Consider the following 20,048-nt stretch of genomic DNA (forward strand, 5'->3'; position numbering starts at 1 on the left):
TCACCACGACATACCCTGGACGGCGTGCGAATCGCGGTCATCGGTGGCGGCCCGGCGGGTCTGTACTTCGCCGCGCTCGCGAAACAGCTCGGTCCCGGCCACGAAATCACCGTCTGGGAACGCAACGCGCCGGACGACACCTTCGGCTTCGGCGTCGTGTTCTCCGACGAGACGCTCGGGGGCATCGAGCACGCCGACGCGGCGGTGCACGAGGCCATGAAGGCCGAGTTCGCCCGCTGGGACGACATCGACGTCCACTACCGCGGCACGGTCACCACCTCGGGTGGGCACGGCTTCGCCGCGATGAGCCGCAAACGCCTGCTCGGCATCCTGCAGAGCCGCTGCGGGGAACTCGGCGTCGGCCTGCACTTCCGGGAGGAAGCACCCACCGACCTCGCCGGGTACGACCTCGTCATCGCCGCCGACGGCGTCAACTCCGCGGTGCGCGCGCGGTACGCCGAGACGTTCCGGCCGAGCGTCGAGACCCGCCGGTGCCGGTACATCTGGCTGGGCACGGACCTGGTGTTCGACGCCTTCAAGTTCTACGTCCTCGAAACGCCGGCCGGGATCATGCAGATCCACGGCTATCCGTACGGCCGCGACGGCAGCACGTTCATCCTCGAGGTCTCCGACGACGTCTGGCAGCGGACGTTCGGGCCGATCGCGGCGACCTCGCTGAAGCCCGGCGAGAGCGACGAGAAGTCGATCGCGCTGATCCGCGAGCTGTGCGCCGACGTCCTCGACGGCCACCAGGTGATGGCGAACAACTCGAAGTGGGTGTCGTTCGGCACGGTCCGCTGCGAGACGTGGGTGCACGAGAACGTCGTCCTCCTCGGCGACGCCGCGCACACCGCGCACTTCTCGATCGGCTCCGGCACCAAGCTGGCGATGGAGGACGCGCTCGCGCTCGCCGCGTGCCTGCACGAGAACGACGGCGTCGCGGCGGCGTTGAAGGCCTACGAGCTGGAACGCCGACCGGTCGTCACGTCGACACAGCGCGCCGCGCAGGCCAGCCTGGAGTGGTTCGAGAACATCGCGCAGTACGCCCACCAGGAGCCGCCGCAGTTCGCGTTCAACATCCTCACGCGCAGCCGCCGCGTCACCTACGACAACCTACGCCTGCGCGACCCCGAGTTCGCCGCCGAACTCGACCACTGGTTCGCCCGAAAGCTCGGGACGACGTCGCGGCCGCCGATGTTCCAGCCGTTCTCCCTGGGCGGGCTGGAGCTGCCCAACCGGATCATCGTGTCCCCGATGGACATGTACTCCGCGGAAGACGGCGTGCCGGGCGACTTCCACCTGGTGCACCTGGGCAGCAAGGCCCTCGGTGGCGCCGGGCTGGTGATGACGGAGATGGTCTGCGTCTCCCCCGAAGGCCGGATCACCCCGGGCTGCGGCGGGCTGTACACGCCGAAGCAGGAAGCGGCGTGGAAGCGGATCGTCGATTTCGTGCACGCGCAGACGCCGGCCCGGATCGGTGTCCAATTGGGACACTCGGGGCGCAAGGGTTCGACGAAGCTCATGTGGGACGGCATCGACGAGCCGCTCCCGGACGGCAACTGGGAGATCTGCGCACCGTCACCCCTGCCGTACTCGGACCGGAACCAGGTCCCACGTGAACTGTCCACTTCGGAGCTGTCAGAAATCCGCGATCAGTTCGTCGCCTGCGCGGAAGCGGCCGCACGCGCCGGGTTCGACGTCCTCGAACTGCACTGCGCGCACGGCTACCTGCTGTCGTCGTTCCTCTCGCCGCTGACGAACCACCGCACGGATGCCTACGGCGGCTCGCTGGAGAACCGGCTGCGGTTCCCGTTGGAAGTCTTCGACGCCGTGCGTGCCGTCTGGCCCGCTGAGCGGCCGATGACCGTCCGGATTTCGGCGACCGACTGGTGCGAGGGCGGCATCGACGCCGATGACGCCGTCGAGATCGCGCGGGCCTTCGCCGCGCACGGTGCCGCGGGCATCGACGTCTCGACCGGGCAGGTCGTCAGCGAGGAGCGTCCACAGTACGGCCGCAGCTACCAGACACCGTACGCCGACCGGATCCGCAACGAAATCGGCGAGGAGTACGGGATCGCGGTGATCGCGGTCGGCGCGATTTCGTCGTACGACGACGTCAACTCGCTGATCCTGGCCGGCCGCGCGGATCTCTGCGCGCTGGGCCGGACGCACCTCTACGATCCACAGTGGACGTTGCACGCGGCGGCCGAGCAGGGCTACCCGATGGCGTGGCCGAAGCCGTTCGCCGCGGGCAGCCGCAAGCCGCAGACGGGCCGCTCCGACGGGCCGGAGCCGCGTCTCGGCCTCGTCCGGTCCGGGCCCACCGGAACCGCCCATGCCCGCTGGCGACCGGGAGCGTCCTCATGACTTTCACCCTGGATTCCGCTCAGCGGGCCTTCGCCGCCGAGGTGCGGCAGCTGGCGACCGAGCAGCTGCTCCCCCTCGCCGAGTCTGGTGTGGAGGGTGTGGTCAACCGCCCGCTGCTCAAGGCGATGGGCGCGCTCGGCCTGCTCGCGCGGCTCTTCCCGGGCGTTGCTTCGGGCACGCCGTCGCGGCAGGCGGCCGCGACGGACCTGTGCATCCTGCGCGAGAACCTCGCCACGGTGAGCACGGAGGCCGAGACGGCGCTGGCGTTGCAGGGCTTGGGAAGTTACCCGATCCTCCAGTCCGGGCAGGACGAGCAGGTGGCGCGGTGGCTGCCCGCGGTGGCGGCGGGCGACGCGGTGGCGGCGTTCGCGCTGACCGAGCCGGACGCGGGTTCGGACGCGGCGGCGCTGTCACTGGCGGCGGAGCCCGACGGCGACGGCTGGCGGCTGACGGGGTCGAAGATGTGGATCTCGAACGCGCCGGAAGCCGACTTCTACACGGTGTTCGCCCGCACCACACCGGGCGCGGGCGCGCGCGGGGTGAGCGCGTTCGTCGTCCCGGCCGACCGGCCGGGCCTGGGCGGCGAGCACCTCGACCTGGTGAGCCCGCACCCGATCGGCACGGTGACGTTCGACGGCGTCCCCGTGCGGCGCGAGGAACTGCTCGGCGAGGAGAACCGCGGCTTCGCCGTGGCCATGCGAACGCTGGACCTGTTCCGCCCGAGCGTCGGCGCGTTCGCCGTCGGCATGGCCCAGGCGGCGTTGGACGCCACGGTGTCCCACACGAGTTCCCGCGAGGCCTTCGGCGGCCCGTTGATCAAGCAGCAGGCGGTGGCGCACACGCTCGCCGATATGGCCACCCGTACGGAAGCGGCACGGCTCCTGGTCTACGCGGCGGCGGGCGCGTACGACGCGGGCGAGCCGAACCTCGGCGGCCGGGCGGCCATGGCCAAGCTGTTCGCCACGGAGGCGGCGCAGTTCGTGGTCGATTCGGCGGTCCAGCTCCACGGCGCCCGCGCACTGCGGCGCGGGCACCTGCTGGAGCACCTGTACCGGGAGGTCCGCGCACCGAGGATCTACGAAGGCGCGTCGGAGATCCAGCGCACGATCATCGCCCGCTGGCTGGCCTCGGCTTCGGCTTCCGGTCAAGCCACCACTGGCTGAGCAGCAGCAGGGTCAGGACGCTCATCGTGCCGGACAACGTCGACGCCGCTTGGATGAGCACGTCCTCGTCCGGGTACCACGGGCCGAGGCCCAGGAACGCGAACGGCGCATAGACCCGGCTGAGCAGGGTGTTCATGGTCATCGCGAAGCTGCGGATCATCCATTTCCGGTGGTCGGCGAACCGGCGCTGCCGGACCGCCCGCCACCCCGCGATCGTGAAGCCGAGCCACAACAGTGCGGCAGCGACGTTGAGTACGCCGGCGGCGGGCCCGAACGGGCTGAACAAACCGATGGTCAGCGCCATCAGCGCCGACGGGATCGCCCCGGCGAAGACGTAGACGCGGCCGATTCTGCGGTGCACTACGGGGTGCGTCCGCCGCAGCCACGGCCAGACTTGCAGGATGACACCGACGATGGCGACGCTGCCGAAGAGGATGTGCCCGACGAGGAACCAGTAGTGCGCGGCGAACCCGGCAGGCGCGGGAACCCTCGACTGCGCCGGGTCCAGCGTGAGATAGGGCGGAACGGAGTAGGCGAGAAAGACGGCGACGACCAGAGCGAGCGGCACCACCCAAGGGCGTCGCCACCACTGCGTCGTCGTTCCGGCAGGTCTCACTTCGGTCTGAACGCTCACGGCTTCCCCCGGGATCGGCTTTTCCTTCCGACGTTAGGGAAAGCCCCGGGAGGGAGCCATGGGGTGAGCCACCAGCACCATGGTGGGGCCCACCCCACCACCGACGGCGTTCGCGCGCCGGACCGGCGTGACTCAGCTCCCCCGCACCCGCCGGACGGTGTCGCGGTAGAAGTACCCGCTCTGCTTGATCGTCCGCTCCTGCGTCTCGTAGTCCACCCGGATCAACCCGAACCGCTTCGCGTACCCGTAGGCCCACTCGAAGTTGTCCAAAAGGGACCAGGCGAAATAGCCCCGCACGTCCACCCCGGCCTGCCGAGCCACCGCCACCGCCGCGATGTGCGAAGCCAAGTACGCGGTCCGCCCGTCGTCACGCACGAATCCCGACGAGTCCGGGTCGTCGTCGAAGGCCGAGCCGTTCTCCGTGATGTACATCGGCAGGCCCGGGTAGTCGCGGCCCAGCCGCGTCAGCAGCTCCGTGAACTTGCCCGGCAGGATCTCCCAGCCCATCGCCGTCGTCGGCTCGCCGAACGGGATCACCCGCGAGGCCGGCGCGCCGTCCGCGTCCACCGACGACCCCCGCTCGTCCACGCCCGAAAACTGCTGGCCGAAGTAGTAGTTCACGCCCAGGAAGTCCAGCGGAGCAGAAATGACCGAGAGGTCGCCGTCCTGGATCGGGAGACGCACGTCGCGTGCGGCCAGGTCCGCCACGACGTCCGCGGGGTAGTGGCCGTGCACCAGCGGGTCCAGATAAATGCGGACGCCGAGACCGTCCGCCTGACGCGCGGCCCGCACGTCTTCCGGTGAGTCCGTCGCCGGGTCGGCCGTGCACATGTTGAGCGTGATGCCGAACTGCGTGTCCGCCGGGGCCGCCTCGCGCATCCGCTGCGTCGCCAGCCCGTGGCCGAGCAGCAGGTGGTGCACCGCGTGGAGCCCCGCCGCGTAGTCACGACGGCCCGGCGCCATCACGCCGTGCACGTACCCGTGCATCGCCGAGCACCACGGCTCGTTCAACGTCGTCCAGTGCCGGACGCGGTCCTTCAAGGAATCGAACACCAGCATCGCGTAGTCCGCGAACCGGTACGCCGTGTCGCGCGCCGGCCAGCCGCCCGCGTCCTCCAGCTCCTGCGGGAGGTCCCAGTGGTACAGCGTCAGCCACGGCGTGATGCCGCGGCCCAGCGTCTCGTCCACCAGCCGGTCGTAGAACCCGATGCCCGCCTCGTTGACGCCGCCGCGGCCACGCGGCTGCACCCGCGGCCACGAAACGGAAAACCGGTAGGTGTCCGCCCCGAGCGCGCGCACCAGCTCGATGTCCGACGGCATCCGGTGGTAGTGGTCGCACGCCACGTCGCCGGTGTCGCCGTTGTCGATCGCCCACGGCTCCCGGCAGAAAGTGTCCCAAATGGACGGTGTGCGCCCGTCTTCCGCGACCGCGCCTTCGATCTGGTACGCGGCGGTCGCCACGCCCCAGCGGAAGTCCGGCGGCAGGGTGTCGATCAGCGCCTGCTGCTCGGCGGTCGCGGCGGTGGTCTCGGTCAAGGCGGCTCTCCTCCAGAGGTACGGTCAGGAAGTTGCGACGGGGTGGAGCCAGCACGCCACCTCGCGCGCCGGGTCGCCGGGTGTGCCCAGCAGCGGCACGCGGTCGGGGCACGGCTCGAAGGCCTTCGGGCACCGCGGGTGGAACGCGCAGCCGGACGGCATCCCCCGCGTGTCCGGCGGCGAGCCGGGGATCCCGGCCAGCTCGCGCCGCGGCCCCCGCAGCGCAGGGAACGAGTTCAGCAGGCCGTGGCTGTACGGGTGCAACGCGTCCCGGTAGAGGTCCGCCGCCGGCGCCTGCTCGACGATCCGGCCGCCGTACATGATCGCGATCCGGTCCGAGAACTCCACCAGCAGCGAAAGGTCGTGCGTGATGAACAGGACCGAGAAGCCCAGCCGTTCCCGCAGTTCCACGAGCTGGCCGAGGATCTGGCGCTGCATCACGACGTCGAGCGCGGTGGTCGGCTCGTCCATGATGACGATCCGCGGTTCCAGGGCGAGCGCCATCGCGATCATCACGCGCTGCCGCATCCCGCCGGACAGCTGGTGCGGGTACGCCTCCAGCCGGTCGGCCGAAATGCCGACGAGCTTGAGCAGGTCGCGGGCCCGCGCGACCCGCCCTGCGCGGGTGGTCCGCGGCTCGTGCGCCTTGATGACGTCGACGAGCTGCGTGACCACCTTGTGCACCGGGTTCAGCGAGTTCATCGCACCCTGGAACACAATGGACGTTTCGGCCCACCGGAAATCCCGAAGCTGCTTGTCGGTCAAGCGAAGCACGTCGTACGGCTCGCCGTCGGCCGGGTGGTAGATCACCTCGCCGCCGCGGATCACGCCCGGCGGCGCGAGCAGCCGCGTCAGCCCGTAGGCCAAAGTGGACTTTCCGCTGCCGCTTTCCCCGGCCAGGCCGAGGACTTCGCCGCGATGCAGCGTCAGGTGCACGTCCCGGACCGCGCGCACGGCTTCGTCGCCGACGCCGTAGTCGACGTCCAGGCCCTTGATCTCCAGCACCGGGTCCATCATGGCTTTTCCTCTCGCCCGAGCACCGGCGTGAAGCCCACGCGCATCCGATGCGTCCGCCCGTCGGCGCCCTTCACGCGCGCCTTGCCGCTGCCGCGCAGCCGCGGGCTGACGAACTCGTCGATGCCGAAGTTGAGCAGCGACAGCGCGGTGCCGAGGATGGCGATCGCCAGCCCGGCGGGCACGAACCACCACCACGCACCCTGCGCCAGGGCCTGCTGGCTCTGCGCCCAGAACAGGATCGTGCCCCAGTTCCAATTGGACAGTCCGGAGACGCCGACGAACGCGAGCGTGATCTCCGACATCACCGCGAAGATCACTGTACCGACGAAACTGGACGCGATCACCGCGGTCAGATTCGGTAGGATTTCGAAGAAGATGATCCGCCACGTCGATTCGCCGGTCGCCCGGGCTGCCTCGACGTACTCGCGCCCGCGCAAGGAAAGCGTCTGTGCTCTGAGGACTCGCGCTCCCCACGCCCACGACGTGAAGCCGATGATCACCGCCACCAGGATGTCGCCACCGGTGGGCACCGCGCTGCCGATGATGATGATCAGCGGCAGGGCCGGGATCACCAGGAACACGTTGGACAGTGCGGAGAGGCCCTCGCCCGGCGTGCCGCCGAGGTACCCGGACGTCACGCCGACGATCACCGCGAGGATGGTCGCCACGATCCCGGCGGCCAGCCCGACCAGCATGACGCTGCGCGTGCCGACCACGACCTGGCTGAAGATGTCCTGGCCGAGGTGGGTGGTGCCGAACCAGTGCCGCGCCGACGGTGCTTCCAGCAGGTCGCTGCTGCGCGCCGACGGGTCGTAGGGCGCGATCCAGTCCCCGATGACGGCGATCACCAGGAAGAAGCCGATGACGGCGACACCGGTGACGGTCTTGCCGCCGGAGAGGAACCGGAAGCGGCGCCGGCGCGCGACCGCTTCGAGCGGGAGGGCCTGGGCGGCCTTGACGTCCGCCGCGGGTACGGCCATGTCAGCCCTCCTTCCGGGTGCGCGGGTCGAGTGCCAGGTAGGCGACGTCGGCGAGCAGGTTCGCCGCCAGCACCGACAGCGTGATGATGAGGAAGATGCCCTGCATCAGCGGGTAGTCCTGCGAGCCGACGGCCTGGAACAGCTGGTAGCCGACGCCGGGGTAGGAGAAGACGATCTCCACCAGCAGCGTGCCGCCGACGATGAACCCGAGGGCGAGCGCGAAGCCGGACACGCTGGGCAGCAGGGCGTTCCGCGCGGCGTACCCGACCATCACCCGGCGTTCCGGCAGGCCCTTGGCGTGCGCGACGGTCACGTAGTCCTCCGACGCGACGGTCACCATCATGTTGCGCATGCCCAGGATCCAGCTGCCCATCGAGCTGATCAGGATGGTCAGCGCGGGCAGCAGGCTGTGCTGGATCGCGCTGCCGATGAACGCACCGTTCCAGCCCGGCACGGTACCCGGGTCGTAGCCGCCGGACGACGGGAAGAAGCTGCCCGGGCCGGCCAGCAGCGTCAGCGCGATCAGGCCGAGCCAGAAGTACGGGATCGACGAGAGGAACGTCGTCACCGGCAGCAGGCCGTCGACCCACGAGCCGCGCTTCCAGCCGGCGACCACGCCCAGGCCGGTGCCGATCGCGAAGCCGACGACCGTGGTGATACCGACCAGGATGATCGTCCACGGCAGACTGTCTCCGAGCAGTTCGGACACCGGCGTCGGGAAGAACGTGAACGAGATCCCGAGGTCGCCGCGGAACAGCTGGCCCCAGTAGTCGAAGTACTGGGAGATCAGGCTTTCGTTCTTGTCCAGTCCGAACAGGACGTAGAGCGACTCGATCGCGTCCGCGCTGATCATGCCCTGGTTCTTGGCGATCAGCGACTGCACCGGGTCGCCCGGGATCATCCGCGGGATGAAGAAGTTGATGGTGACGGCGGCCCACGCGGTGAAGGCGTAGAAGCCCAGCCGTTGCAGCAGGTACCTCATCGGGCGGCCCCGTCGTACAGCCAGCACGCGGCCCAGTGGCCGGGTGCGTCGCCGACGTCGAAGCGCGGCGGCAGGTCGGTCTTGCACCGGGCCAGCGCGACCGGGCAACGCGGGTGGAACCGGCAGCCCGGCGGCGGGTCGATCAGGCTCGGCGGTTCTCCACCCGCCGCTTTCACGGGAAGGTGCCGGTCCGGGTCGGGAGCGGATTCGATGAGCAGCCTGGTGTACGGGTGGGCAGGTTGCTGGGTGACGGATTCGCTGTCACCACCTTCGACCATCCGGCCCGCGTACATCACCATCGTCTCGTCGGCGAAGTAGCGCGCGGACGCGATGTCGTGCGTGATGTAGAGGATCGCCAGGTGCATGCGTTCCTTCAGGTCCCGCAACAGGTTCAGCACGCCGAGCCGGATCGAGACGTCCAGCATGGACACCGGCTCGTCGGCCAGCAGGGCCTCCGGGCCGGCACCGAGCGCCCGCGCGATCGCGACACGCTGGCGCTGACCGCCGGACAGCTCGTGCGGGAACTTGTCGATGTAGCGCTCGGGCGGCGTCAGCTGGACGCGGGAGAGCAGCTCGTGCAGTGACTTCTCGAGGTCGTCGCCGGCCCGGCCGTGGATCTTCAGCGCCCGGGTCAGGTGGTAACGCACGGTGTGGACCGGGTTCAGCGACGCGAACGGGTCCTGAAAGATCATCTGCACCTGGCGGGCATAAGCTCGGAACGCCTTCCCGTGCTTGACGTTCACCTTTTCGCCGTGCAGCCGGATGTCGCCGCCGGTGCGCGGGTGGAGGCCCGCGAGCAGTCGCGCGACTGTCGACTTGCCCGAACCGGACTCGCCGACCAGCGCGGTGACGCGGCCGCGCCGGAGCGTCAGGGTCACGTCGTCGACTGCCTGGATGGTGCGGCGTGCCCGGCCGCGGCGCCGCACCGGAAAGTGCTTGGCGAGGCCCGCGGCTTCGAGGACCACGGGGAGGTCCCCCTCCGACCCGACGGCGACGGGGTCGGAGGGGGACTGCTCGGTCGTCACGGCTGAGTCCGCCATCGTCAGACCGCGGGCTTGAGGTGCAGGACGATGTCGAGCGCGTTGCGCAGCGTCGGCTGGGCCGGCGCGTACGGGTTCGCTTCGTCCGGCCAGCCGACCCAGTTCTTCGTGCTGTACTCGCCGCCGGAGTTGGCCGCCGACGTGGGGATCATCGGCTGCTGCTCGATCATGATCCGCTGCAGCGTGGCCATGGCCGCGGTGCGGGCACCGTCGTCCTCGGCGTTCGCGTAGGTCTCGAGCGCCTTGGTCGCCTCGTCGTTCTTGTAGCGGCCGTAGTTGCCGTTGATGCCGCCCTGGCCGGTCGGCTTGTAGCGGTTGCCGTCCATGACGTCGCGGTACATGTCGTACGGCGTCGCGCCGTCGTTGGTCCAGTGCATCAGGCCTTCGAAGTCACCGGTGTCGACCGACTTCATCCACGCGTCCTGGTTCATCTTCTCGACCGTGGCGGTGATGCCGATCTGCGCCAGGTTGTCCTTGATGATCTCCAGGTCGGTGACGTAGTCCGACCAGCCGGACGGGACGGTGAGCTTGATGGTGACCGGCTTGCCGCTCGGGTCGGCCAGCTTGTCGCCGGTGAACTTGTAGCCCGCGCCGGTCAGCAGCGACTTCGCGCCCGGGACGTCGAGCTGGACCGACTGGCCCTTGTACTGCGGCGCGATGAACGGGTCGCCCGCCGGCGTCGGGATGCCGGTGACCTGGTCGTTCTTCGGGTAGAAGTAGCCGGCCTCGCCCTGGTTGAAGATGTCGTCGCGGTTGATCACCTTGTTGATGGCCTGGCGCAGCTTCGGGTCGTTCCACGGCGCCTTTTCGGTGTTGAACCACAGGCCGTGGATGGCCAGCTGCGCGGGGAACCACAGCTTGTAGTGCTGCGGGTCCTTGCTGGTGTAGACGGCCTTGTAGTTCGGGATGAACACGAAGCTCCACTCGGATGCCCCGTTGACCAGCGCGTTGACCTGCGCGTTGTTGTCGGTGTAGGAGGTGTAGCGGATCTCCTTGACCTTCGGCGCTTCCTGCCAGTAGCCGCTGTCGCGCCGCACGACGATCATCGTCTGCGAGGTCGCCGACTTGAGCGTGTACGGGCCGGTGCCGATCGGGTTCTTCACGAGGTCGAGCGCCGGGTCCTTGATGCCCTGCCAGACGTGCTTCGGCACGACGAGCGTCTGCAGGATCTTGACCTGGTTGACGAACTGGGACGTGTCGAAGCCCAGCGTCACCTGGTTGCCGGCCGGGGTGATGTCCTTGTACGGCACGGCGTCGACGTTCAGGGCCTTGTTGTCGCGCAGCAGCTGGAAGGTGTAGGCGACGTCTTCGGCGGTCATCGCCTGGCCGTCGGAGAACTTCACGCCGTCACGGACGGTCAGGACCAGCTTCTTGTAGTTGTTCGACCAGTCCCACTTCGTGGCCAGCCACGGCTTGCCCGGCTCCTGCGGCTTGACGCGGTTGAGCATGACGAGGGGCTCGTAGATCATCCACCGGTAGCCCATGTTGGACAGGGCGGACGTCTCCAGGAACGGGTTGTTGTTCTCCGCCTGCGGGCCGTCCGGCTTGCCGACGTTGAGCACGGCGTCCGGGTTGCCCGGGGCGGCGGTGGAGCTCCCGCCCGAGCACGCGGTGAGCCCGCTCAAGGCCGTGACGGCTATCAGCGCTGCGGCGATGGAGCGCTTGACTCGCATCGGTTCCTCCTGGTCATCGACGACTTTCGTGCTGTCGACTGGTAGCGAGCCCCGACCGCCGGCGACCGAACGACGTCCGCAGTCAACCCGGGTGACTCGGGTCACGTCAATAACACGGCGGTAACGTTTTGTACCTAAGTTTAAGTACTGAAAGAATGGGCGGTCTGGACCTCTTGATCGACCTACTCCTTGCCAGGCAAGGGTTTCAGCCGGTGCGGCCACCGTTCGCGAGCAGCTGCGCGATCGGCAGGGTCGCCGCGCCGAGCGCCACCGCCTCGGGCCCGAGCCTGCCGAGGACGACCTCGGTGCGCTCGGCCAGGTAGCCGAGCGCGTGCCTGCCCACGGCGTCACGCACCGCGGGCAGGATCGCCGGTCCCATGATCGCCCCGGCCGAGCCGGCGAGCACCACCCGATCGGGGCTGAGCAGGTTGATCAGGTTCGCGATGCCGATCCCCAGGTACTCGCCGGTCTCGGCGAGCACGTCGGCGGCCGGGCCGCCACCCTCGGCTTCGGTCACGATCCGCGCCAGCTCGACGTCGCTTTCGTCCCCGATGACCGGTTCCGTGCCGACGCGTCCGGCGTAGCGGCGGACGACCGCCTCGACACCGACGTAGGCCTCCAGGCAGCCGTGGGAGCCGCACCGGCAGGCCGCCCCGGCCGCCTTGACGACGGTGTGGCCCCACTCGCTGGTAGTGATGCCGGGGTGCGAGCGCCCGGCCGTCGCGACGGCGGCCCCGACGCCGACGCCGAGGAGCGCGACGATGGCGCGTTCGGCGCCCCGGCCGGCCCCGCGCCAGGTCTCGGCCTGGCCGAGGGTGCGGGCGCGGTTGTCCAGGTGGAGGGGCGCTTGGATGTGCGGGTGGATCAGCTCCGCGAAGTTCACACCCCGCCAGCCGAGGGTGGGCGCGTGCACGATGCCGCCGTCTCGGACCGCGCCCGGGACGCCGATGCCGACGCCGAACACCGTGTCCGGATCGCCGCCTTCGAGCACTTCGGCGATGCCGGTGCGCACCAGGCCGGCCACTTCGTCGGGGTCGAGCCGGGTGCCGACGAGCGGGTGGCGCACGGTGCCGAGGGTACCCAGCGCGCAGTCGAAGAGGCCGACCTCGACGTGCGTCTCGCTGACGTCGACGCCCACGACGTGCCCGAAGTCGGCCCGCACCGCCAGCAGCGTCCGCGGCCGCCCGCCGTCCGATTCGACCGATCCGGCCTCGGCGACGACGCCGTCCGCGATGAGCTCGGAGACGACGTTGGTAACGGTGGCGGCCGACAGTCCCGATTCAGCTACCAGTTCCAGTCTGCTGACGGGACCGCGGAGGTAGAGCGAGGAGAGCAGCGCCGCGCGGTTGTGCCGCCTGAGGTCACGGGTCGTCTGGCGCACCACCTGGGTCACCGGGAGGATTCTGCCAGACACACCCGGTTCGGGCCTTAGTTCACTACTTAATACATAGCCACAACTTACGGCGATCAGGCATCCTGTCAGTGAGCCGGTAAGAAGTTAGATGGGTTGCCCATGGCGAGCAAGCGCACCACCGTCCGTGATCTGCGGCGGCACAACCGATCCCTGCTGCTGTCGAAGCTGTACTTCGACGGCCCGCTGTCGAGGCACGAACTCAGCCAGCTCACCGGATTGAGTGCCGCCACGGTGAGCAACGTGACCGCCGAGCTGGGCGAAGAGCGCCTGATCACCGAAGCGGGCCAGGTCGAATCGGACGGCGGCCGGCCGCGCGTCCTGCTGCGCGTCGACCCGGCGTACGGGCACGTGGCGGGCGTCGACATCGGGGAGACCGGGGTCAAGGTCGAGCTGTTCGACCTGGCGATGAACCGCCTGGCGACGGTCGAGCACCCGCTCCCGAAGGCCCCCGACCCGGCGACGGCGGTGGAGCAGGTGACGTCCGGCCTGCGCGAGGTGTTCGCGAGCGCGGGCATCGAAGAGCCAGGAGTGCTGGGCGTCGGCATCGGCGTACCGGGAGCGGTCGAGCAGGGCGAGCAGGTGCTGGTCCACGCCCCGACGGTGGGCTGGGACGGGGTGCCGTTCGCCGCGCTGTTGTCGGACGCCGGCGTCCGGTTGCCGCTGTTCATCGACAACGGTGCGAAGACCCAGGGCCAGGCGGAGATGTGGTTCGGCGCGGGCCGCGGAGCCAAGCACGCGGTGATAGCCCTGATCGGCTCGGGCGTGGGCGCGGCGGTGGTGACGGACGGGACAACGTACCGGGGCTCGACGAGCAGCGCGGGCGAGTGGGGCCACACGACGATCGCGTACGGCGGTCAGAAGTGCCGCTGCGGGGCCCGAGGGTGCCTGGAGGCGTACATCGGCGCGGGGGCGGTGCTGGCCCGCTACCGCAGGGCACGCGGCAAGGACATCACGGGCGAGGACGAGCAGGCCCGGTTCGCGGCCCTGCTGGCAGCGGCGGCGAAGTCCAAGACGGCGGCAAAGGTGCTCGACGAAACGGCGGGCTACCTCGGCGCGGGCATCGCGAACTTGATCAACTTGTTCAACCCCGAGCGCATCGTGATCGGCGGCTGGGCCGGGTTGGCGTTGGGCGAGCAGCTCCTGCCGAGCATCCGCGCGGCGGCGGGCGAGCACGCCCTGCGGCACCCGTTCAGCCAGACATCGATCCAGCTGGGCTCGCTGGGCCTGGACGCGGTGGCGACCGGTGCGGCAACGCTCCCGGTGGCGGACCTGCTGGAGCAGGGAGCGACGTCGCGGATCGCCAAGCCGGGAGCACCCGACTCCGACGCGGCTTAGCTCCAGGAGCACCGCCGAGAACCCAGCCCTCCCCCGCACCCCGAAGGCCACAGCCGAACCAGTCCCGGACGCCGTCGGAAGCCCGTGCCCCGCTGAGCGGGAACCACCGTCCACGCCTTAATTCGGGTTGAAAAAAAATGACCGCCCGACGGTTGCCCGGCTTGTCTGGACCATGCATACTTTGTTGCCAGGCACAACAAAGCGCCGGCCAAGTCCGCCCGCCACGGACCGCGGCCGATCGGTCGCGCCTGCCGCCGCCCCGGCACGCACGGCCTTCTCCCCTTCCCCGCGTTCCGTGCTGCGCGCGGAACGCCGGTCCCCACGGTGAAAAGAGGCGACAACGATGTCCACCTCAAAAAAGAACCGCTGGGCGGCACTCCTCGCCGCCTGTTCACTGCTCCTCCTCGGGCAGCAGGCCATCACCCCCACCAAGGCCGAAGCAGCGGCCACCTTCACCGACGACTTCAACGGCCCCGCGGGCGCCGCCGTCGACGGGTCGAAGTGGCAGCTCGAAACCGGCGACAACGTCAACAACCACGAACGGCAGTACTACACCTCCGGCACCAGCAACGCCCAGCTCGACGGCCAGGGCCACCTCGTCATCACCGCCAAGAAGGAGAACCCCGGCAACTACAACTGCTGGTACGGCCGCTGCGAGTACACCTCCGCCCGGCTCAACACCGCCGGCAAGTTCAGCCAGGCCTACGGCCACTTCGAAACCCGCATGAAACTCCCGCGCGGGCAAGGCATGTGGCCCGCCTTCTGGATGCTCGGCGGCGGAAACTGGCCCGCCGACGGCGAAATCGACATCATGGAGAACGTCGGCTTCGAGCCGAACACCGTGCACGGCACCCTCCACGGCCCCGGCTACTCCGGCGCCGGCGGCATCGGCGCCGCCTACAGCGGCCCGAACTTCTCCGACGACTTCCACACCTACGCCATCGACTGGGCCCCCAACCAGATCAAGTGGTACGTCGACGGCAACCTCTACCAGACACGCACGCCGGCGGACCTGAACGGCAACCGCTGGGTCTACGACCACAGCTTCTTCCTCATCCTCAACCTCGCCGTCGGCGGGTACTGGCCCGGCGATCCCAACAGCAGCACGCAGTTCCCGCAGCAGCTGATCGTCGACTACGTGCACGTCACGAACACCTCGAGCAGCGGCGGCGGCCGGACCGGCACCATCACCGGCATCGGCGGCAAGTGCGTCGACGTCGCCGGCGCGAACAGCGCCAACGGCACGCCGATCCAGATCACCGACTGCAACGGCAATGCCGCGCAGAACTGGACCGTCGGCACCGACGGCACCCTCCGCGCCCTCGGCAAGTGCATGGACGTCTCCGGTGCCGGCACCGCGGACGGGACACCGGTGCAGCTCTACGACTGCAACGGCACCGGCGCCCAGCAATGGGTCGTGACCGGCGCGAAGGACATCGTGAATCCCAACGCGAACAAGTGCCTCGACGCCACCGGGAACTCCAGCGCGAACGGCACCCGCCTGCAGATCTGGACCTGCGGTGGCGGCGCGAACCAGAAGTGGACCACTCCCTGAACCGATGAGGAGAATCAAGTGCGGCGAATCCTCGTCGCGCTAATGGGGTGTGCCCTGTTAGCGCTTTCCCTCACCACCGGCTCGGCCCAGGCCGCGGTCGAAGCGGGCCCCTCCGCGAGCCAGCTCCTCGCCAAAACCCAGAATTGCCAACAAATTTCCAACGGCAGATATTCCTTCGACGAAGGCGGCGCGGCCACCGTGCCCGTCTGCCAGGCCAACGGCGCGGTCTTCTTCACCGCCGACATGGACATCGACTGCGACGGCGTCCGCACTACGCAGTGCAACGAGAACACCGACTGCTGTTTCTACCCCGACACCGCGTTCCACACCTCGACCGACCAGCCGCTCAACGCGGCCCAACTGCCCTTTGTGGTCCTTCCCCAGCCGACGTCCACCTGGGACTACCGCAACTACGGCATCGACGGCGGCTCGGTCGTGGCGGTGATCTACCACAACCAAGTCACCTACGCCGTCGTCGGCGACACCGGTCCGGCGAGCATCATCGGCGAGGCCTCCTACGCCACCGCCGTCAGCCTCGGCATCGACCCCGACCCGAAGACCGGCGGCACCGAAGGCCCGGTGACCTACATCGTCTTCCCGAACACGCACGTGAACCCCATCGAAAGCCACGCGAACGCGGTCAGCCTCGGCGAACAGGTCGCGACGCAGTTCGCCGGCGGCACCACACCCACGACCGCCGGGCCGATCACGGGCATCGGTGGCAAGTGCGTCGATGTCGCCGGCGCGAACAGCGCCAACGGAACCGCCGTCCAGCTCTACGACTGCAACGGCACCAACGCTCAACAGTGGACAGCCGGCACCGACGGAACCCTGAAAGCCCTCGGGAAGTGCCTCGACGTCACAAGCGCGGGTACCGCCAACGGCACGACGACGCAACTCTGGGACTGCAACGGCTCGGGCGCCCAGAAGTGGTCGGCGAACGGCTCACAGAACCTCGTGAACACCGGATCCGGCAAGTGCCTCGACGCCACCGGCAACTCCAGCGCCAACGGAACCCGGCTCCAGATCTGGACCTGCGGGTCCGGCGCGAACCAGAAGTGGACGCTCCCATGAGAAAACGCGCTCTCCTGGCGATGATCGGGGTGACCGCCGTCGCCGCGGCCACCCTCGCCGCCCCGGCGCAGGCCGCGGGCGAGACCGTGAACATCTGGCTCACCACGACCAGTGACTCCGGCGGCCGCACCGTCACCCGCGGCCTGCAGCAGCAGACGCCGGTCACCTTCGCCGCGGGCACCGGCAGCGGCGGCGTGACCATCAACGTCAACGAGAACACCACCTACCAGCAGTTCGAAGGCGGTGGAGCGTCCTTTACGGACACCGCGGCGTGGCTGATGAACTCCAGCGGCGCGTTGAGCCAGGCCACCCGCGACGACACCATGCGCAAACTGTTCGACCCGAACAGCGGCATCGGGCTGAGCTTCATCCGCAACCCGCTCGGCGCGTCCGACCTGGCCCGCTACAGCTACACCTTCGACGACATGCCGGCCGGTCAGACCGACCCGAACCTGACGCGTTTCTCGATCGCCCACGACCAGGCCGACGTGCTGCCGCTGACCAAGCAGGCCAAGCAGCTCAACCCGCAGGCCAAGGTGATGGCGTCGCCGTGGACCGCGCCGCCGTGGATGAAGGACAACGACAGCTACCTGCTCGGCTGGGTCGAATCGCAGTACTACCCGGCCTACGCGCAGTACTTCGTCAAGTACATCCAGGCCTACCAGGCGGCCGGCGTGCCGATCGACTACGTCTCGATGCAGAACGAGCCGACGTGCTGCGCGAGCTACCCGTCGACCAACTGGAACGGCGCCGGCCTGGCGTACTTCGCGAAGAACAACCTGCTGCCCGCACTGCAAAACGCCGGACTGTCCACGAAGGTCATGGCGCTCGACTGGAACTGGGACACCTACGCGGCCTACGGCGCGCCCACAGTGGACGATCCGGCCATCCGCAACCACCCGAACTTCGGTGGCATCGCATGGCACGGCTACGGCGGCGACGTCGCGCAGCAGACGACCGTCCACAACCAGTACCCGAACGTCAACGCCTACTCGACCGAGCACTCCGGCGGCACCTGGATCTCGAACCAGCAGGCCGAGGACATGAACAACATCGTGGACTACACCCGGAACTGGTCGAAGAGCTTCGTGAAGTGGAGTCTCGGCGTCGACCAGAACATGGGCCCGCACAACGGTGGCTGCGGCACCTGCACCGGCCTGATCACCGTCCACAACGGAGACTCCCGCAGCGGGCAGGTCGACTACACCGTCGAGTACTACACGATGGGTCACCTGACGAAGTTCGTGAAGCCGGGCGCGTACCGGATCGACTCGAACGACAACCCGACCGTCCGCAACGTCGCCTGGAAGAACCCGGACGGCTCGAAGGCGCTGATCGCGTACAACTCCAGCACCGGCAACCAGAGCGTCCGGGTCAACTGGGGCGGCTCGTCGTTCACCTACACGCTGCCCGGCCACACGTCGGCGACGTTCACCTGGAGCGGCAACCAGGGCAACAGCGGCGGCAAGACCGGCCCGATCACCGGTCTGGGCGGCAAGTGCGTCGACGTCGCCGGTGCGAGCAGCGCCAACGGAACGGCGGTCCAGCTCTACGACTGCAACGGCACCAGCGCTCAACAGTGGACAGTGGCCACCGACGGAACTCTGAGGGCACTCGGCAAGTGCCTCGACGTCACCGGTCAGTCCACTGCGGACGGAGCACAGCTCCAGCTCTGGGACTGCGGCGGCACGGCCAACCAGCGCTGGGCCGCCACCGCGGCCAGGGAGATCGTCGGCGCGGGCTCGAACAAGTGCGTCGACGCGACCGGCAACTCCAGCGCCAACGGCACGCGGCTGCAGATCTGGACCTGCACCGGCGCCGCCAACCAGAAGTGGAACGTGCCCGCATGAGGAAACGAGCAGTATTCGGCGCCCTGATCGCCGCCTCGGCGGTGGTCCTCGCCCCCGGCGTCGCGCAGGCGGCGACCGGCCCGATCACCGGCTTCGGCGGCAAGTGCGTCGACGTCGCCGGCGCGAGCACCGCCAACGGAACCGCGGTCCAGCTCTACGACTGCAACGGCACCAGCGCTCAACAGTGGACAACCGGCACCGACGGTTCTCTGCGGGCGCTGGGCAAGTGCCTGGACGTCACCAGCGCGGGCACGGCGAACGGCACCCAGATCCAGCTCTGGGACTGCAACGGCTCGGGCGCCCAGAAGTGGACGGCCAACGCGGCGAAGAACCTGGTCAACGCCGGGTCCGGCAAGTGCCTCGACGCCACCGGCAACTCCAGCGCCAACGGCACCCGGCTGCAGATCTGGACCTGCGCGACCACGGCGAACCAGCAGTGGACGCTGCCGGGCGGCACCACGACACCGCCCGGGCCGGGCGTGCTGGCCGTCGCGCCGTACCTCTACAACGGCTGGGGCGACCCGCCGAACCCGGCGACGATCATGAGCGCCACCGGCGTCAAGTGGTTCACGCTGGCGTTCATCCTGTCCAACGGCTACTGCAACCCGCAGTGGGACGGCGGCCGGGCACTCACCGGCGGCGTCGACCAGAACACGATCAACACGATCCGCGCGAACGGCGGCGACGTCATCCCGTCGTTCGGCGGCTACTCCGGCAACAAGCTGGAGTCGTCGTGCGGCAGCGCGGGCGAGCTGGCGGCGGGCTACCAGAAGGTGATCAACGCCTACGGTCTCAAGGCGATCGACATCGACATCGAGGCCGACGCCTACAGCAACCCGGCGGTGCAGCAGCGCACGGTCGACGCGCTGAAGACGGTCCGGGCGAACAACCCGGGCATCAAGCTGTACGTCACCTTCGGCACCGATCAGTCCGGGCCCGACAACAGCCTGGTCAACCGGGCGGCGCAGGCGGGTCTCACGGTCGACGGCTGGGTCATCATGCCGTTCGACTTCGGCGGCGCGGGCCAGAACATGGGCACGCTGACGCTGCGGGCGGCCGAGGGCCTGAAGAACGTCGTCAAGAGCGCCTACGGCTACGACGACGACACGGCCTACCGGCACATGGGCATCTCGTCGATGAACGGAATCACCGACGTCGGCGAGACGGTCACGCTCACCGACTTCACCACCATCCTGGGCTACGCCAACACGCACCACCTGGCCCGGTTGACGTTCTGGTCGGCGAACCGCGACCGCCCGTGCCCCGGCGCGTACCCGAACAACGACACCTGTTCCGGCGTTTCGCAGCAGGCGTGGGACTTCACGAGGATCTTCGCCCGCTACGCCGGCTGAGCGAGGGCTGCCGGGCCGCGGCCCTGGGGAAGCGGCGACCCGGCAGCGTGGGGTCCCGCCTGCCACTGGGGGTCTC

General features: G+C 69.1%; 15 protein-coding genes. 7 read left to right on the forward strand and 8 right to left on the reverse strand.

From position 1 onward, the window contains the following. The first annotated feature begins 24 nt into the window (after window positions 1-24). Together I4Q55_RS06585 and I4Q55_RS06590 are read left to right on the forward strand one after the other, a co-directional pair. Complete coding sequence (locus I4Q55_RS06585) at window positions 25-2,367, forward strand: bifunctional salicylyl-CoA 5-hydroxylase/oxidoreductase (RefSeq protein WP_206785129.1); 2,343 nt, start codon at window positions 25-27, stop codon at window positions 2,365-2,367. Continuing rightward, the gene (locus I4Q55_RS06590) at window positions 2,364-3,530 is read left to right on the forward strand and encodes an acyl-CoA dehydrogenase family protein (RefSeq protein WP_206785130.1); all 1,167 of its coding nucleotides are present in this window, start codon (window positions 2,364-2,366) and stop codon (window positions 3,528-3,530) included. Before I4Q55_RS06585 ends, I4Q55_RS06590 begins: the two co-directional genes overlap by 4 nt. On the opposite strand, the gene I4Q55_RS06595 is transcribed toward I4Q55_RS06590, so the two are convergent. The 8 genes from I4Q55_RS06595 to I4Q55_RS06630 all read right to left on the reverse strand — a co-directional run bounded on the left by I4Q55_RS06595 (window position 3,475) and on the right by I4Q55_RS06630 (window position 12,785). After that, window positions 3,475-4,101, reverse strand: a complete 627-nt coding sequence (locus tag I4Q55_RS06595; protein ID WP_206785131.1) for a DUF2306 domain-containing protein — start codon at window positions 4,099-4,101, stop codon at window positions 3,475-3,477. The two genes, I4Q55_RS06590 and I4Q55_RS06595, sit on opposite strands and share 56 nt — an antisense overlap. A 195-nt stretch (window positions 4,102-4,296) precedes the next feature. Then, a complete protein-coding gene (locus I4Q55_RS06600; RefSeq protein WP_206785132.1) occupies window positions 4,297-5,700 on the reverse strand; it encodes a GH1 family beta-glucosidase in 1,404 nt (467 codons plus the stop codon). Between the two features lie 24 nt (window positions 5,701-5,724). Continuing rightward, window positions 5,725-6,717 carry an ABC transporter ATP-binding protein gene (locus I4Q55_RS06605; RefSeq protein WP_242545466.1) on the reverse strand — a complete coding sequence of 331 codons (993 nt, stop codon included), beginning with the start codon at window positions 6,715-6,717 and terminating at the stop codon, window positions 5,725-5,727. Then, window positions 6,714-7,697, reverse strand: coding sequence for an ABC transporter permease (locus I4Q55_RS06610; protein ID WP_206785133.1), 984 nt, complete (start codon window positions 7,695-7,697; stop codon window positions 6,714-6,716). The genes I4Q55_RS06605 and I4Q55_RS06610 overlap by 4 nt, the downstream gene beginning before the upstream one ends. Before the next feature lies 1 nt (window position 7,698). Continuing rightward, window positions 7,699-8,679, reverse strand: a complete 981-nt coding sequence (locus tag I4Q55_RS06615; RefSeq protein ID WP_206785134.1) for an ABC transporter permease — start codon at window positions 8,677-8,679, stop codon at window positions 7,699-7,701. Beyond that, a complete protein-coding gene (locus I4Q55_RS06620) occupies window positions 8,676-9,704 on the reverse strand; it encodes an ABC transporter ATP-binding protein (RefSeq protein WP_206785476.1) in 1,029 nt (342 codons plus the stop codon). Before I4Q55_RS06620 ends, I4Q55_RS06615 begins: the two co-directional genes overlap by 4 nt. Before the next feature lie 17 nt (window positions 9,705-9,721). Further along, window positions 9,722-11,392, reverse strand: coding sequence for an ABC transporter substrate-binding protein (locus tag I4Q55_RS06625; protein WP_206785135.1), 1,671 nt, complete (start codon window positions 11,390-11,392; stop codon window positions 9,722-9,724). Window positions 11,393-11,597: 205 nt separating this feature from the next. Beyond that, window positions 11,598-12,785, reverse strand: a complete 1,188-nt coding sequence (locus I4Q55_RS06630) for an ROK family transcriptional regulator (protein ID WP_206785136.1) — start codon at window positions 12,783-12,785, stop codon at window positions 11,598-11,600. Window positions 12,786-12,905: 120 nt separating this feature from the next. On the opposite strand from I4Q55_RS06630, the gene I4Q55_RS06635 reads away from it, so the two are divergent. The 5 genes from I4Q55_RS06635 (at window position 12,906) to I4Q55_RS06655 (ending at window position 19,972) form a co-directional block, all read left to right on the forward strand. Then, complete coding sequence (locus I4Q55_RS06635) at window positions 12,906-14,141, forward strand: ROK family transcriptional regulator (protein WP_206785137.1); 1,236 nt, start codon at window positions 12,906-12,908, stop codon at window positions 14,139-14,141. 343 nt (window positions 14,142-14,484) lie between these two features. Then, complete coding sequence (locus tag I4Q55_RS06640; protein WP_206785138.1) at window positions 14,485-15,696, forward strand: glycoside hydrolase family 16 protein; 1,212 nt, start codon at window positions 14,485-14,487, stop codon at window positions 15,694-15,696. A gap of 18 nt (window positions 15,697-15,714) precedes the next feature. Beyond that, on the forward strand, window positions 15,715-16,770 hold the full coding sequence (locus tag I4Q55_RS06645) for an RICIN domain-containing protein (protein ID WP_307793140.1): 1,056 nt from the start codon (window positions 15,715-15,717) through the stop codon (window positions 16,768-16,770). Next, on the forward strand, window positions 16,767-18,620 hold the full coding sequence (locus I4Q55_RS06650) for a ricin-type beta-trefoil lectin domain protein (protein ID WP_242545468.1): 1,854 nt from the start codon (window positions 16,767-16,769) through the stop codon (window positions 18,618-18,620). Before I4Q55_RS06645 ends, I4Q55_RS06650 begins: the two co-directional genes overlap by 4 nt. Further along, the gene (locus I4Q55_RS06655) at window positions 18,617-19,972 is read left to right on the forward strand and encodes a chitinase (RefSeq protein ID WP_206785139.1); all 1,356 of its coding nucleotides are present in this window, start codon (window positions 18,617-18,619) and stop codon (window positions 19,970-19,972) included. Before I4Q55_RS06650 ends, I4Q55_RS06655 begins: the two co-directional genes overlap by 4 nt. Window positions 19,973-20,048: the final 76 nt, after the last annotated feature.

The organism is Amycolatopsis sp. MtRt-6, from assembly GCF_017308975.1.
GTDB lineage: Bacteria > Actinomycetota > Actinomycetes > Mycobacteriales > Pseudonocardiaceae > Amycolatopsis.

Excerpts from the sequence above, each read along its gene's own strand:
- I4Q55_RS06590 (WP_206785130.1), top strand. The coding sequence starts at position 2,364 with ATGACTTTCACCCTGGATTCCGCTCAGCGGGCCTTCGCCGCCGAGGTG.
- I4Q55_RS06605 (WP_242545466.1), bottom strand. The coding sequence starts at position 6,717 with ATGATGGACCCGGTGCTGGAGATCAAGGGCCTGGACGTCGACTACGGC.
- I4Q55_RS06610 (WP_206785133.1), bottom strand. The coding sequence starts at position 7,697 with ATGGCCGTACCCGCGGCGGACGTCAAGGCCGCCCAGGCCCTCCCGCTC.
- I4Q55_RS06615 (WP_206785134.1), bottom strand. The coding sequence starts at position 8,679 with ATGAGGTACCTGCTGCAACGGCTGGGCTTCTACGCCTTCACCGCGTGG.
- I4Q55_RS06625 (WP_206785135.1), bottom strand. The coding sequence starts at position 11,392 with ATGCGAGTCAAGCGCTCCATCGCCGCAGCGCTGATAGCCGTCACGGCC.
- I4Q55_RS06635 (WP_206785137.1), top strand. The coding sequence starts at position 12,906 with ATGGCGAGCAAGCGCACCACCGTCCGTGATCTGCGGCGGCACAACCGA.
- I4Q55_RS06640 (WP_206785138.1), top strand. The coding sequence starts at position 14,485 with ATGTCCACCTCAAAAAAGAACCGCTGGGCGGCACTCCTCGCCGCCTGT.
- I4Q55_RS06650 (WP_242545468.1), top strand. The coding sequence starts at position 16,767 with ATGAGAAAACGCGCTCTCCTGGCGATGATCGGGGTGACCGCCGTCGCC.
- I4Q55_RS06655 (WP_206785139.1), top strand. The coding sequence starts at position 18,617 with ATGAGGAAACGAGCAGTATTCGGCGCCCTGATCGCCGCCTCGGCGGTG.